Annotated in this window: 20 protein-coding genes; 4 read left to right on the top strand and 16 right to left on the bottom strand. The window is 58.6% G+C overall.

Translation table 11 applies throughout. The features are described 5' to 3' along the window. The first annotated feature begins 2 nt into the window (after window positions 1–2). The 3 genes from BUE39_RS18270 to BUE39_RS18260 all read left to right on the top strand — a co-directional run bounded on the left by BUE39_RS18270 (window position 3) and on the right by BUE39_RS18260 (window position 4440). Window positions 3–575 (top strand): hypothetical protein, encoded by a 573-nt coding sequence (locus tag BUE39_RS18270; protein WP_073430138.1) that lies wholly within the window; start codon window positions 3–5, stop codon window positions 573–575. A gap of 535 nt (window positions 576–1110) precedes the next feature. Next, window positions 1111–3081, top strand: coding sequence for a hypothetical protein (locus BUE39_RS34265; RefSeq protein ID WP_143031946.1), 1971 nt, complete (start codon window positions 1111–1113; stop codon window positions 3079–3081). Window positions 3082–3369: 288 nt separating this feature from the next. Next, window positions 3370–4440 (top strand): hypothetical protein, encoded by a 1071-nt coding sequence (locus BUE39_RS18260; protein WP_073430136.1) that lies wholly within the window; start codon window positions 3370–3372, stop codon window positions 4438–4440. A gap of 188 nt (window positions 4441–4628) precedes the next feature. On the opposite strand, the gene BUE39_RS18255 is transcribed toward BUE39_RS18260, so the two are convergent. The 15 genes from BUE39_RS18255 to BUE39_RS18190 form a co-directional block, all read right to left on the bottom strand. After that, window positions 4629–5666 (bottom strand): phage integrase central domain-containing protein, encoded by a 1038-nt coding sequence (locus BUE39_RS18255; RefSeq protein WP_235004896.1) that lies wholly within the window; start codon window positions 5664–5666, stop codon window positions 4629–4631. Between the two features lie 50 nt (window positions 5667–5716). Beyond that, on the bottom strand, window positions 5717–5914 hold the full coding sequence (locus tag BUE39_RS18250; RefSeq protein ID WP_073430134.1) for an excisionase: 198 nt from the start codon (window positions 5912–5914) through the stop codon (window positions 5717–5719). Between the two features lie 84 nt (window positions 5915–5998). Beyond that, window positions 5999–6772 carry a PRTRC system ThiF family protein gene (locus tag BUE39_RS18245; RefSeq protein ID WP_084561437.1) on the bottom strand — a complete coding sequence of 258 codons (774 nt, stop codon included), beginning with the start codon at window positions 6770–6772 and terminating at the stop codon, window positions 5999–6001. Further along, window positions 6757–7143, bottom strand: a complete 387-nt coding sequence (locus tag BUE39_RS18240) for a hypothetical protein (protein ID WP_073430132.1) — start codon at window positions 7141–7143, stop codon at window positions 6757–6759. The genes BUE39_RS18245 and BUE39_RS18240 overlap by 16 nt, the downstream gene beginning before the upstream one ends. Beyond that, window positions 7140–7931 carry a PRTRC system protein A gene (locus BUE39_RS18235; RefSeq protein ID WP_073430131.1) on the bottom strand — a complete coding sequence of 264 codons (792 nt, stop codon included), beginning with the start codon at window positions 7929–7931 and terminating at the stop codon, window positions 7140–7142. Before BUE39_RS18235 ends, BUE39_RS18240 begins: the two co-directional genes overlap by 4 nt. A 3-nt stretch (window positions 7932–7934) precedes the next feature. Further along, the gene (locus BUE39_RS18230; protein WP_073430130.1) at window positions 7935–8645 is read right to left on the bottom strand and encodes a PRTRC system protein B; all 711 of its coding nucleotides are present in this window, start codon (window positions 8643–8645) and stop codon (window positions 7935–7937) included. Beyond that, window positions 8642–9688: a PRTRC system protein F gene (locus BUE39_RS18225; protein WP_159442577.1), complete on the bottom strand. Its 1047-nt coding sequence runs from the start codon at window positions 9686–9688 to the stop codon at window positions 8642–8644. Before BUE39_RS18225 ends, BUE39_RS18230 begins: the two co-directional genes overlap by 4 nt. Window positions 9689–9705: 17 nt before the next feature. Continuing rightward, window positions 9706–9888: a hypothetical protein gene (locus BUE39_RS18220; RefSeq protein ID WP_073430128.1), complete on the bottom strand. Its 183-nt coding sequence runs from the start codon at window positions 9886–9888 to the stop codon at window positions 9706–9708. A 5-nt stretch (window positions 9889–9893) separates the two neighbouring features. After that, the gene (locus BUE39_RS18215) at window positions 9894–10280 is read right to left on the bottom strand and encodes a PRTRC system protein C (RefSeq protein ID WP_073430127.1); all 387 of its coding nucleotides are present in this window, start codon (window positions 10278–10280) and stop codon (window positions 9894–9896) included. Window positions 10281–10291: 11 nt separating this feature from the next. Continuing rightward, window positions 10292–10891: a PRTRC system protein E gene (locus BUE39_RS18210; RefSeq protein WP_084561433.1), complete on the bottom strand. Its 600-nt coding sequence runs from the start codon at window positions 10889–10891 to the stop codon at window positions 10292–10294. Next, a complete protein-coding gene (locus tag BUE39_RS18205; RefSeq protein ID WP_235004895.1) occupies window positions 10870–11076 on the bottom strand; it encodes a hypothetical protein in 207 nt (68 codons plus the stop codon). Before BUE39_RS18205 ends, BUE39_RS18210 begins: the two co-directional genes overlap by 22 nt. Before the next feature lie 36 nt (window positions 11077–11112). Continuing rightward, the gene (locus BUE39_RS18200; RefSeq protein ID WP_073430124.1) at window positions 11113–11403 is read right to left on the bottom strand and encodes a hypothetical protein; all 291 of its coding nucleotides are present in this window, start codon (window positions 11401–11403) and stop codon (window positions 11113–11115) included. Window positions 11404–11405: 2 nt separating this feature from the next. Continuing rightward, entirely contained in the window at window positions 11406–11612 is a 207-nt protein-coding gene (locus BUE39_RS18195) for a hypothetical protein (RefSeq protein ID WP_073430123.1), read from the bottom strand. 164 nt (window positions 11613–11776) lie between these two features. Continuing rightward, window positions 11777–11938: a hypothetical protein gene (locus BUE39_RS34890; RefSeq protein ID WP_159442576.1), complete on the bottom strand. Its 162-nt coding sequence runs from the start codon at window positions 11936–11938 to the stop codon at window positions 11777–11779. Between the two features lie 130 nt (window positions 11939–12068). Further along, on the bottom strand, window positions 12069–12737 hold the full coding sequence (locus BUE39_RS18190; protein ID WP_073430122.1) for a LexA family transcriptional regulator: 669 nt from the start codon (window positions 12735–12737) through the stop codon (window positions 12069–12071). Window positions 12738–12810: 73 nt separating this feature from the next. Here BUE39_RS18190 and BUE39_RS34260 point away from each other — a divergent pair, with 73 nt between their 5' ends. Further along, on the top strand, window positions 12811–13008 hold the full coding sequence (locus tag BUE39_RS34260) for a hypothetical protein (protein ID WP_143031947.1): 198 nt from the start codon (window positions 12811–12813) through the stop codon (window positions 13006–13008). Window positions 13009–13115: 107 nt separating this feature from the next. Here BUE39_RS34260 and BUE39_RS18185 read toward each other — a convergent pair whose 3' ends face one another. Beyond that, window positions 13116–13409, bottom strand: a complete 294-nt coding sequence (locus BUE39_RS18185; protein ID WP_143031948.1) for a hypothetical protein — start codon at window positions 13407–13409, stop codon at window positions 13116–13118. Window positions 13410–13550 lie beyond the last annotated feature (141 nt).

Raw genomic sequence — 13550 nt, 5'->3', positions numbered from 1 at the left:
ACATGCGTGTGACAAAGATTGACGCCGCCCGAAGGCAACTCATTACTGCCATTCGCCTTTTCTTCGACGGCGGCGACCGCGTATCCGTTTACTCGCTGGCATCGAATGCATGGGAGGTCATCGACGTGCTCTGCACGAGCGCGGGCGTGCAGAGCTTCTCGAAGCAGGCGCGCGAAAATTTGCCAGCCGGACACACGCTCAGTTACTACATCAACGAGCCGTGTCGAAACTTCTTCAAGCACGCCAAACAAGACCCGAACCCTAATAGTTCGGTCGAATTGCGTGAGTCTGACGCTGCCGCCATCCTGTTCCTGGCGGTGGAAGATTACATACGGCTTCGGCAGGGTGGTCCTGTAGAGGTGCAAGCCTTTCAGGCATGGTTTATCGCTGTCTTCCCGGAAAAGGTTGCGGATGACTCTGCCGCGCAATCGATTCTCGAAAACGTCAACCTCGCATTTCCCGGCATCGCCACGTTCGCCGCCCCCGACCAGATCGAAATGGGCAGGCGTGTACTGGAAGCTGCTCTCCGAGATCCGGAACTCGCGGCTGACCCGCAAACCGAGCCGAGCCTCTGATTCGCGCGCTATCCCGCTGAATGGGGCGTACTGATGCTAGTGACTGCAGCGCTGCGTGTGAATGTCTCATATCGGCGAGACAGCGGACCGCCGCCCGTGCTGACTGAGTGACTCAAACGGTCGTCTACGGAAGTTCGGCATGGGACCGGGTGCGGTCTCATTTCCAGCCGTTGATGGGCTAGTTGGTTTGAACAATTCAATGGCGGAGGCGCACTTAATAGTGGACCGTCGCCAAATATCACGCGCGTCACGTCCGCAACTGAAAACTCAATCTCTAACGGTGAGCGTGTCCAACAGCGGGGAGAAGTTGATTCAAGAAGTGCGTTCTGCCGACTCTCGCATGCACGCGTGGAAGCCGATTAATCGGCCTTACGAAACAGGACGGCTGTTTTGCGGCATCATACGCGGAGGAAATTTACCGCGCAGACTTCGCTTAATGAAAACGACAAGAACTCACCGGTTTCCGAAGTGGCTAGAGTTTCGAGATGCAGTAGATGCAGCGTCGGTCCGGCCCCCTCCGCCTGCAGGGCGTTACATGTTCCATTCCGATGCATTCGACGGAATTGTGTCAAAGCTCGCGGATTCGCCGTCGGACGTGCCGGAGGCTCGCCGCCCAATAAACGGAGCGATAGACAGCGAACTAGGTGCATTGGCGAAAGAAATTATTTTGTCCAGCCTGCTTGCCCACACGCCTCAAGAACCATACTTTTCTGTTGCACATATCCTCAGGGACGCGCTGCGGCAGAAGCTGTTAATCCCCACTGTTTCTGCGACTGATGAAAGGTGGGTCGATGCTATTTGGATTGCACTGAGTTACAACGAACGTAAAGACCCGCAATCGAGCGCAACATTTCGGCCCCAAGCGGCAGATGTAACATTCGCTCACGCAGTTGGTTTTTTCAATGCTAGAAATATCAACGTAGATCTGTACGGCGATCAGATTTTCGTCCAATCGAGCGGTGTCTGGTCCGCGCTTGCGGCCACGGTGGCAGGTCCACTGATGGCCCTCGGGGACACTGTCGCAATGAAGTATATGGATGAATGGCTGTCTTCACGATTCGATCCAGTTATCCGCCGCGTCCATCTTCATCCGACGCCGGATATGATGGGGCGAAAGTTGGATCGATCCTTGCCCTATGGGCATTTATACCGGACAGCTATCAAGGCGCTGGGTCGTCGCCGCATTCGCGGCCGAGCTTTAGCGACACCAGCTTCGATAGGCGAGGCAGCAACTCATCTCGCAGCGCTTTACGAGGTTGAGCCCTTCTCGACTTACGAAACGATGTTTCCGCCGTATCCAAGCCGCGTTTTGGAGATGCTTCTGCGGGTCGTTCTATACGACGAACTGTTTACCATTCCGCAATGCGATCCTGCGCAGATGGAGCGCCTCATGGGCGATTTGTTTGAGGAGGTCTCGAAGGGCAGAACTATCCCAGTTGGTGGATGGGTGCTCAATGACGCAATCGTGCTTTGGCGGACATTGTTATCCCTTTCTTCCTCGAACGTCGCTTCCAACTTCATTGAACGTTCTCAGTTGCGACGACTTCTGACGCAGGGCGTCGGCCGCTCCGCGAGTGATGCACTTCTCGACGCTTTCGTTCTCTTCGCTCCAAATCGCAGCTATCGCGTGCCGTCCGATGCCATCCTTGCTGATACACGTGAGTGCGCCCTTGCCGAAGCGTCGGATGATCGGTATTGGATTGCGCCGCGACCGTTTCTTGGGCCTGCGTTCTTCGCACGATTGGTCAGCGTCTATGCAAAGGTGGACAAAGGTATAAGTAGCAAAATTGGAGTGGCGTTTGAAGCGCAGATGCTGAATCGCATGACGCAGTTTGCTATTCAATGCCGCCGTGCCGAGGTCGCTGGCCCAAAAGGGACGAAAGGTGGTGATATCGACCTAATCCTCGAGACTCCTGAAATCGTTGCGCTATTTGAACTGAAAAAGAAAGGGTTGACGCGCAAGACAAACGCCGGGAATGATCTGCAACTGGCCATTGATCTGGCCCGTGGAGTGGTGCGCGGCGTCAATCAGTTGGCAAGACACGAACTTACCTTGCTTCGAAGCGGGGAGTTGCGATTTGCCGATGGAACCAAGCTGAGTCTCAACGGCCGGCGGATCATCAAATGCGTCATCTCGCTCGCTGACTACGGGGGGCTACACGATGGGGCAATCGTTCGAAACATGCTGGAGTCGTTTCGCCAGATTTCATTGAGTCCAAGCCAATCGCTGACCCGTGAACAACAGGCCGGCCTCGAAGAGGCTAACGAGCAAATGAAGATCTTACAATTACGCTATACCGAGTTTTCGGCGCTCCAACCGAGCGACTCAAAGATCAATTTGTTTGACAATTTTCTTTTCCATAACGTTTTCTTCGTTGAGCACGTGTTGCTTGCCGCACGGACAGCAGAGTCGTTATTGAAGGCCCTACTTACGGGACATCGGCTGATGACGGGATCGCGCGATCCGTTCTTCGAACACGCCTGGTTTCAGTCTGGTCGCAATTAGCCTCAAGGCGCATGTCCGGTAAGCGGTTGGAAGCTGCTGCAGGGGGCCGAACTCGCGATCGGCCGAAAGGGTCGGCAACCGAAGTTCGCAGTTCGCGGCGGGCATGCCGTGCGTCGATCGGAGCAGATTCCGAGTTCGGCCAACTTGAGACGTTCGACTTCGTCAGTTAAATCGTCGGCACCCGTTAGCGACCCCGGTGCCAAGACGGGGAGGTAACCGAAAGCGTATTACGGAATGGTATCGCTTGGTTGCGCCTGTCATTCTAACCCCTGAATTCGAATACCCCGCATGGACGATCTAGAGCGTCAACGCTACATAGAGTATTTTCAACGCCAGTTATTGCCTGATGGTGGGGATGGCTTCTGGCAGGGACATAAAGCTTGGTTTGATGCGAATCGATCGGCGCTCGCCGAGCAATACCTGTCGGTCAGCAGAAAGGCGGACGGAGAAGCGCTTGCGACGGCCGTCCTTACACACCAAGATCAAGGCGAGTATGACAACTTCTTCGCCAAGCAAATTTTTGAGCCGCTTGTTAGAAAGGCACTCGATATCTGCGAAGACGATGGATTTGCGCTCCGCAACCCAGTCAAGTTTGTCAACTCACCCGGGTTCGAACCGTCTGCTGCAGCCATGCCGTCCTCTGGTGAACACCTTCTCTTCGCAGGACAAGGAACATTTGTCTTCTGTAATTATTGGTCAAAGATATTCTCCTCCGCAATCGCCGAGGTAGGTGAGTTACCCGCTGAAAAACGAGCGTCGCCAGATGTTGCCATTGCGAAACTGCGGCAGGGCCGGGTGCTCGTCGATGCTGCCCGACTTGCGTTGCGCTATGCCTTCTTCGATTCACTACTGGGCTTTGGCCCGTTGAAGCAGCCTCAGGAACTGCTGGGCGTTCGCGTGATGCTTGTCGAGGCTATGGAAATTTTCATCGTTGGACATGAGGTCGGCCACTTTCTGGGGCACGAGGCCTATCCTGAAACCTCCGGCATGCGTCCGGGACAAGATTCCAAGAGCCACGAGCTTGATTGCGACGCAGTTGGTCTAGCCATCTCGACGGCGTATGGTGTGCGCGAGGGCAATGCATTTGCATTTCAGCTGATTGGCCCTCTCTTGCTGTTCTATGCGCTTCGGACTTGCGAACAGGTCAAATCAATCCTCTTCGATGAAGTTCGTGCACAAAGTGAATCGCACCCTTCGCATGAGGAGAGGTTCAGATTTGCCCTTGACTTTCTTGACGGTACGGGCGCCAAAAAGGATATCAAGGAGAGCGTTCAGTTCGCGCTGGATGTTGCGATGTGCGTAGGAAGCCAAGTTCAGCTGATCGCGCGAGACTTGAAGACCCAAGCGACCGCGAAATGATGCTACAAGCTTGCTTTGGTGCACAAGATTACGAAACTTGAAATATGGCAGCTCCAACCGAATGTCTCCTTCTAAGAAGAACGCCGAAGGGCTGTAGTGGGGGTCAATTGGGACCTTAATTGCGGCACGACTATGGCTCACTACGTGACGCATCCATATGCGCCTGATACCAGCGCCCCCCACCCTAGTCACCTTGTGCTGATCTTAACCTTCAGAGGTTCAAGGCCACGCGAATTTGCATACAGGTCAGCAATCGCGTCTGTCATATGCCCAAGTAGCGCTTTGGTGTCGACACCGCCCTGTTCCATGTAAAGTCGTTTCGTGAGACTACGCATTTCGTGGAAGGTCGGCGCGTCGTCGCCCGTGATGCCGGCGAGGTCGCGTGCTTCCTTGAACTTCGATGTGAAGGTCTTGATCTTGATCGCCGCGCCTTTGGGCGCGTTCACGTTTGGCCTGATGTGGTGAACCAGGTATTTGCTGACGATCCCCGTGGACCTGCAGCGCGCAATTACGTCGGCGAGCGACATCCCGAGCACGTCCATGCGCAATTCAAGCGGGATCGCGATGCGCACGCCTGTCTTGCCGCGCGTCAGCACAGCATGGCCGTCCTGTTGGAAGCTGCGCTCCCAGCGAGCTATCGTGGAACGGTCCTGTCCGGAAACGAGCGCCAGCAGCATCGCATTTTGCAGCCATAGCGCAACCTGCGGCGCCTTCTCGTAGATCGCCTGGAACTCCTCGAACGTCAGTCGTCGGCGCTTCACCGTAACCTTTGCCTTGTCGGTCGCGTCGGCAGGGTTCTTGTCCATCCAGCCAAGCGCCATCCCCCGGCGACACACGGCGCGCATGCGACTGCGGATGTGAACAGCCCATTGCATTTTGCCGCGCGCTTCAACCTTCTCCAGCATGTCGGCGACGTGTTTCGTCGTCAGAGCCGCGCACGGGACTTTCCCGATCTCGTCGCGAATCGCGGAATCCACGTACTTCCTGTGGCGCACCGTCTCGGGCTTTGCCTTGCCAATGGGCATCTTGTCCAATAGATCGCCGATAGTCTCGCGCGGCGTGTCCAGCCGATCAGCAAGGCTCTTTGTTACTTTGCCACCTATGGCCTTGGCGTTCGCCTCCTGCGCTTCAAAGATCGCGAGTGCGAGGTCGATGCGCCCGAGGACATACGTCTTGCCGTCACGCGGGTCGCGCCAGGTGTAATAGCCGGGGCGTGGTTCGTGCATGTTGGCCGGCCAGTTGGCGCGGCGCCGAATGCGTGGTCGTGCTGCCATAGTTATTGTGGAATTCGTTGTGCAAGGCGTGGGCGAACTGTGCCGTCCTGAAAGACCGCGTTCTGTTCGACGTAGTAGGAGCGGCCGACTTTCACCGGCGTGGGAAAGATTTTTCCTGCGTTGATCCAAAGGCGCGCTGTACGGATCGCCGGCGGAGGATCGAACTCGCGTTTTAGCCATTCATCCAACCTTACTTTCATTTGACCTCCCAGGGTTTGTGTATGGTTTCAAGAATTTGTTGTGCTGCTGCGGTCAACGGCCGGTATAATCGCCGCCTGATTAGATCAGGCGGCATTTGTCGCCTCGGCGTGCCCCGGCAAGTTATCAACAGGCAGCGGTCTAACGTGCCCGGTTTTCAGGTTGACGAATGCGCCGCACCAGCTGAGCCTCCCATGGCGGAAAAACTCCCACAGGATCCCAAGCGCCGGCGTGACGATCGCCTGATTTATGAAAAGCTCCTGCCGCTCGAGCGCTTCGGCGAGTCCGCAACTCGGCGCATCATCTTCCGGTACCGTCGTATCGATCAATTCCGGCAGCACGTCGTACGGCCAGCGCAGCGATGCACTGCCTTCGCATTGGGCCGATCGGCTCGAACCAAAGATCACCTGACCGTCGCTCGCGCGATTGCCGAGATCCATCACGTATGTCGCAGTGCTCTTCAACGTCTTTGCCAGCTTGGCGCGCGAAGCTGCGCTGTCGACGCACACGATCGCGATGCCGGGCCCGACATGAACCAGTTCGTCGGCGCCGGCATGTTTCGGTCGCGCGTGCCAGTCGAGGCCAAAGAACGCATTCAGTCGATGAACCAGGACCGCGCTCTTGTACTGCCCGACATCGGCCGGGCTGAACATCTGTCGGCCGATGTTTGCCTCGCTAACCGTATCGCCGTCGAACGCGGTCACGTGCAAGCCGGGATGTCCGAGTGCGGTTAGCGCGTGATTCAATCTCGCGAGGCCAGTCAGCATCTGGGAACCGTTGCCGCCGCAGCCGATCAGCGCGATATTCACGCGGCGATCAAGAACGTGGGCGGGGGTAATGTGTGTCATGCTTTTCTCCACCACAGGGGACCGAGATCGCGCCCGATGAACGCGGCGCATTCGGAAATCGCGCGGCGCATCGCGCGGCATCGCTCAGCGCAGTCCCAGTCGGACAGCCTGTCGACGTCGATGTCGTCATGCGTGAAGATCCGCATCGAGCCAACGCCCGCTATCGCGGCGACATACTCATCGTGATGGCTGACGTCGATGCGTGCCGCGGCTGCCAGTTCTGCCGCGTCCGAGTCGCTCTGCAGCGGAGCGAACAGTCTCCACGGTGCGTCGGCGACGTGGCGCGGGCGCACATGCACGACCTCGAGCTCGCGCACGAAGTAGCGGCGTGATTCCCAGTTCGCGGCGCGTGCCGCGTATTGAGCGATGTCCAGTTCGTTCACACCGGCTCCGGGACCTTGAAAATGGCGTCGGACGGAACCTTCAGCGGCACGAACATGCCGAGCACGCACAGACGGAATGCAACGCTTGGAACCCCGCCTTCGCCGAGGCCGCCGAGTACGCCCGAAATCTTCACTTCGCCGGCATCGTCGGCGTCATCCTGTGCGCTAAAGTACGCCGCACCGTCGCCGTGACTGTGGATATCGATCGCAAGGCTCTCGTGCGCCGCGAGCAGCGGCCGGTCGAAGGTGATCGACCCGGGCGTCGCGTTCGAGACGTGCAGCGCCTTGTATGCGAGTTGCTGCTTTTGCTGGTCCCACACAATCCAGGCGGCATGTTCATTCGGCAGGGACGCGCGCGCCTCCTCGGCGAACGCCTGCAGGAATGGCAACGCGGCGCCGAGACGGCCGAACGCGAGTTCGATCGTCGGTTCAACGTCGCCGTAGGGCGGTCGCGGGCCCGCATCGTTGTGTTTCGCAAGTTGCTGTATGACATGCAGCCAGGGGCGGCGCACTTCAATGAATACGCCCTGCGCGGTCATGAGAAAGCGGTGACCGACATCCGTCAGCGGAGCAAACTTCGCATGCTTTGGCACGGCGACAGTCGGCGCACTGTCGAACAGTGCGGCGTCGAGCGGCAGGTTTTCATCGTTCCCGTCCGCGGCGATCGCGCGCGGCCGCGCGCGGGCCAGTTCTTCTGCAACGCCTTGCGAGAATTTCTCGAGGGCGCCGGCGATGTTTTTCAGTCCTTCCTGCGTTGCGCTCTGGAACGCGGTGAGCAACTTTTCCATGGTTCAATCCTTTTCGGTAAGGGTGCTGACGACATCCGCGAGCGTGCGTGTCGTGTCAACCAGCTGGTGGAGGGGAAATTCGGCGCCGTCGAGGAGGTCCAGCCACAGGCGCACGGCACCGCCGCGTCTGCGAATCAGCCTGTCGGTGTTCGCATGGGTGAACCGGCTGCGAAAGAACGCATCTTCGTAAGGCTTGATGCTGTCGCTGTTGATTGCATCGGGCGTGTCGACATTGCCAGTGCAGATCTGTCCGGTTTCCCACACGTTGAAATAGGGCGCCCGATACAGCTTCGTAGCTGCCCCGGGTCGCTCGTCGTTGCGCAGTGCGAATACAGACCAGCTGCGCTTGTTCACGATGAACAGCAGTGGCGGGTGGTTGCATTCGCCGGACCGGTTGCCGAGCTTGCCATCAGCTTCAAACCAGACGCGACGTTTGCCGGCGGGCACCCACCACGCGAGCAGATTCGGCGCGAAATAGACAACGCGCTCGTGAACGAAACCGCGGTACGTGGTGCGCCTGGCCGCCAGTTCCGCAAAATCCGCAAGACTTTCGAGCGTCATCGGCACGCCCGGCAGCAGCACAGGTCGATCGTTCACGACGCGTGCTGCATGCTGGGTCGCATAGACCTCTCCGCTGGCTGAGCGGTAAAAGAGCAGCGCGGCGTCGAGCTCGAGGTCAACGTTTCCGCGATGATGAATAGCGACATCGTTCATGCGAACACCCGCACAAGAGTTTGTTGCTGTTCGAATTCCATTGAGCCGAGCAGATCGAGCACGCGTTCCGCGGCGCGCGCCAGCATCGCGGTCGCCCGCATCTGCTGCAGCCACGTGGAAATCGAACGGTCAGAAAGGCGCAAGCCGGTAACGGACGCCGCCGGGATGTGGTCGCCTTCGGCGGCGTAGTGACCGTAGTCGCCGATGATCCGGCCGACCGAATCGTCTTCCGACCAGCGGACTATCAACGAGAAATCGACAAGCTCGGCACCAGCGTCGGGCGAGGAAAGATCGGCAAACGGGCCGCACCACTGCAGCACCTGCCACAATTCGTCGAGTGCCTTAACGACGGCCTGCGCAAATGCGTCGGGCTTTGCGGCCCGCTCGACCCGCGCGCGAGAAAGCGCGCGTTTGGGCTGGCGAACCCATCGCGGCATCCGGCCATAGATCTGCCTGGCCGTGACGAACTCGTTGTTTGCGAGAAGCTCGTCTTTCGAGCTGGCGCCATATACCGCCATCGCTTCGTCGATCGCATCTTCTTCGTTGTCGTAGCCCTGCCAGTAGGTGTACTCGGCGATGCCGATGGCCACACGCGTTGTGCACACGAGCGGGAGCAGATCGAGCACGTCGTACAGCGCAGCTAGCACGGTTTGACCAAGTCCCCGGCGCAGACTTTCGAGATATTCGATCGCGGGGCCCACACATACCTGCGCGCAACTGAACGGACCTTGCTGCGTGCCGATCAGTGCCCAAACGGCATCCGGATCGGTCTCGCGCGAGCTTTGCCAATAAAACCCGTCGAGGGCGCGGTGCTGGTCCTGTTCGATGCGAAGATTCCAGTCGAAGCGGGTCAGTTGCCCAGTGATTTCGCCCCAGTTCCGTGTCAATGCTTTCGAGCAAAGCACGATTTCCGACGATGGTCGGCGCGCGAGGTCCGCTTCGGTGATGACGCCGTTGTCGAGCAGCGCGAGCGCGAAGGGGCGTATGAACGCGTCACCGCTCTGCACCGTGTACCGGGACGGGATGCCGTCGAGCGACGGCAAGGCGAGAGCCGAGAAACTCATGGCAGCACCGGCATCTGTTCGTGCGGCACCTGGAGTCGCGGGCCGGCGCTGCGGCCGGTCACGATCTCGCGCAGGTTCCGGACAAGTTGGCCGCCGAGCGCATCGCTCGTAATGGCCGGAATATCCGGTCCGCCGAGCGTGCCGCGCTGCAATTCGAGGCGCAACTGTTCAAGCGTCATGGCTGTTACCCTGCGTACCGGGCGAACAGTGCGCCGACGAATACGATTTCTTCGTCGAGAAGCGGACATACGTGCGCGCTCGCAAAGCGGTCGAGTTCCTGCACGTATGTGCGGATCGGCGGCGGCATATTCCTGCTCGAATCCAGGAGGATGCCGATTTTCGAGCGCACGTCCAGCTGCTCGTCCGGCGCGCCTTTCGTGCCGACAGCGCGGCGGAACGTGAACACGTTCCTGTTGCCGATGACGTCGGGGCCTTCGATCTCGGCATTGACGATTTCCGGATAGGTGTTCGCGTAGAAGTCGCGAACCTGCGCGAGCGTGAACGCGGGTGAGGGGTCGGTCAACTTGGCGCCGTTGTAGCGAAATTCCCGTGCGAGTGCTTCGGTTTGCATCTGCCCGCTCCTCAGAAAAGGTCGACTGCGTCAGCGCCGGCCGCGGCGCTTGTGGGTTCGGCCGCAGCCGTGGCCGCGCCGCCGGTTGCGGGCTGGTGCGGCGTTGCACTGCCCGCGTCACTGTCGATGCCGGGAATGGAGGTCTGGCGCGGATCGACCGGTGGCAACTCCTCGGCGTTAGCGCCATTTGTTGCAGGCGGTTGCCTGACGTCGGCGTTCCCGTTCGACTCGCTGCGCGCCTTGCGACCCGGCTTGCCCCTGGTCGCAGTAGGTGCCGGCAGTGCGGGCGTCGATTTCGTGGCGCCGTTGGCCGCGCTCGCTGCGCGTGCCTGATCGAGTACCGATTGCGTACTCGGCTCGTAGATCGCGACAGCCTCGGCGAAATCGCGATCGAGCTCATCAGGAGTTGCGAGGATCGACAGCGGATAGAGTGTCTTTTCGCCTTTGGCGTCATCCTTAGCGCGTGGCGTGACGTTCACACGCAACTGGTCGCCTTCGGCTGTAATCAGCAGCGTGAGCGTCGTTTTCTGGGCAAGCGGATACAGCGATGCAAAAAGGGACATTTGCCTATCTCCGGAAAGGTTGAGAGTCAGTGCTGCTTTAAGCGCCATTCGACGAACGGGCGGCGCAGAAGGTTATGGAAGCGTTCCGCCGCAGCCTTGTCGGTCGCTAGCGCCCGGCGACTGTCGATCCTGCAAACGGCGCGGATGATTTCCGCCGCTTCTTCGGCCGTTAGCTGTTCGACCTGTGATGCCGCCGACAGCCACTCGCGAAACCTGGGGTCGCGCGGCAGCATGCCGGCGAGTTGCGATATGTTTGCCATGGTTGGTCATCAGGCCGCGAGGCCGTCGTAGTTGCGGTCGGCGAAGTCTGTGTCGCCGGGGAAGCGGCCGGTGCCGTCGCTGCGATACCAGCAGAAAAGAGAGCTCTGGCGATGCGGAAACCAGTAACCCTCGCAATCGCACCGCGTCTTCGTCGTATCGCGCCGGTTCATCCAGCGGTCGAGCCGGTAGGTGCGCCGGCCACAAACGGAGCAGCGCGGCAAACGGGCGAACTGGTCGGGGTGTTTGCGCAGACAGCGGCGAGTCGCGCAGTGGCGACAACGGACGTGATATCGAGTCATGGTCAGTCGTCGTAGTCGCCACTTGCGCGACGCTTCACGTCACCGCGTTCACGTGCGCGTTTTTCCTCCCGCAGTTCGCGGGCGCGCGCAGAGGACTCGAGCGTGCGGCGTACCTCGGGCTTCTGGATGGCGGAGTCGAAGCTGCCGACCATATGCAGCAGTTGCCATTCGACGCGCAGCAAGTGACGGGGCAGCGAACTCTTATCCATCGCTCGCCTCAGGTCCGGTGCGCCGATACGAAACGCGCCGTCGAGGCGACGTCACCTTCCGAATTGACGGCGGCCAGAGCGAAACTGGCGAGCGCAGCGATGATCCAAATCGCCCAAATCGGCAAGGTCTTCTGCTGATTGTTCGAGCGTGCGCGCGTCATAGCTCAGCCTGGCACACGAACGACGTCAGTCACGGCGACGCAGCCAGTGACGTGCATTGCCTGTTGAGCCGCGCTGACGGCGTCAGGGGCCTGGATCTGGATAAAGGAAGAGAGCGGGCTCGGCTCTTCGCCTTTCATCAGGTAGTAGCAGCGGTAGCTGTTCATCACGTTCCTCCGATGGAAAACGTGATGAAGTATAGAACGCTAAACTTCAGTCAGTCAAGTAATCTAAACTGTTCAGTACGCTGCACGAAAAAAAACCCGCTTAGCGCGGGCTTCGGGTACGCGGGGAGCCTTATCCAGGTCTCCACGACGATTTTTTCACAATCGCCCCGACATAATGCATCTTGCTAATGTTCTCTTTCGGAATGGCGATCGTGGCATGTGCTTCGTTTGTCGAGAGCAGGTGTACGCGACCTGCCCGCGAGTAGGCCAATTCCTTGATCATCACCCGACCATCGGTTGCTTTCACAAGAACCTCATCGCCAGGTTCGACAACCCTGTTCGGCTCGATGATCACGTATTCGCCGTCTTTAATGCGCGGCCGCATCGAGTCTCCGGTGCACTTCAGCGCGTATGCATCTGGATCCGACGACGGGAAGTCAACAAAACCGTCGCCTTGTCCGACGGGATATTCGATATCGGCCCAGTATCCGTTATCTCCGAGCTGCGCCATGCCTAGTACCGGGATGGAACGACTAGGGGCAACTGGTAACGGGTTCCATTCAATCTCATTGTGCTCAATCCCCGGAGTTTTCTTGTTTCCTTTGCCCATGACGATCCATACCGGGTTATAGCCGAGCGCGTTTTGGATGCCGACCGCGTACTCGAGCTTAATGGACTTGATTTGACCGGATAGCCACTGGCTTACGGTGCCCTTTGAGACACCAGCATGATGGCCGAGCGTGACGCTGTCTACGCCGGTTTCGTCAAGGATAGTTTGGATACGTTCACTGAGCGTCATAGTTTAAGAATCTAAACCATATTCGGTTTAGAAAGCTTGTCACGGTTTAGTTTAGCGTTCTATACTGTTGCCCATGAACGCGACCAAAGTGATTGAGGCAATGGGCGGCCGACGCCGGGTGATGGACATAACTGGGCTAAGTAAAGGCCGCATCTCGCAATGGGCAAGCAGCAATCACATCCCTGAATCCTGGATGGTCGCGTTTCGTGCGCTCAATCCGGCGGAAGTTCGCAAGGCCGAGGGCGACGCGGATCCAACACCGCTGCCATGAACTTTCGAAAAGCGCATTCAGCACGACGCTGCCGCAAGCCTTGGCTAATCGCCCGTTTCGTTCTGCACCGGAAAGAGTGGCTGCTCGCTCCGCGATTGACGACAGTTCTACGCATTGCGCGCCTCGACGTCGAAGGAACGAACAATGAAAAAACCGGCAGCGGTCCTCCGCGATTGGGTCGTGAAGATGGGCGGCTCGTTCGAGATGGTCTCTTGTGCATGTGCCGAGCAAGGCGGCAGCGCGATTACCTCTTGCAAGGTCGCGTCAATCGCCGCCCTACAGGCGGCAATCGGGTGAATCATTCCGGCATCTGTTCGTTCACGAGTGCCACGATTGCGTGGTTGGTCGGTGTGGAAGCTTGCCATTTTCGCATGATCGCGGGCGCTCGTTTTTTTGCTCATTTTGTTTCTCGTCTCGTTGTTGACGGATGAATCGTATGAAAACGAGGCGTGCGTAAACAGCATGAAAAACAGTTATCCACAAGGGGTTAGCGTGACCTGCCGATACAGCGATACAACATGGACCGATGTGCTCTACACCTC

Origin of the sequence: Paraburkholderia terricola, from assembly GCF_900142195.1 — a bacterium.
Lineage (GTDB): Bacteria > Pseudomonadota > Gammaproteobacteria > Burkholderiales > Burkholderiaceae > Paraburkholderia > Paraburkholderia terricola.
The sequence above is the reverse complement of the archived record's forward strand: the minus strand, read 5'-3'. Positions and strand labels throughout refer to the sequence as shown.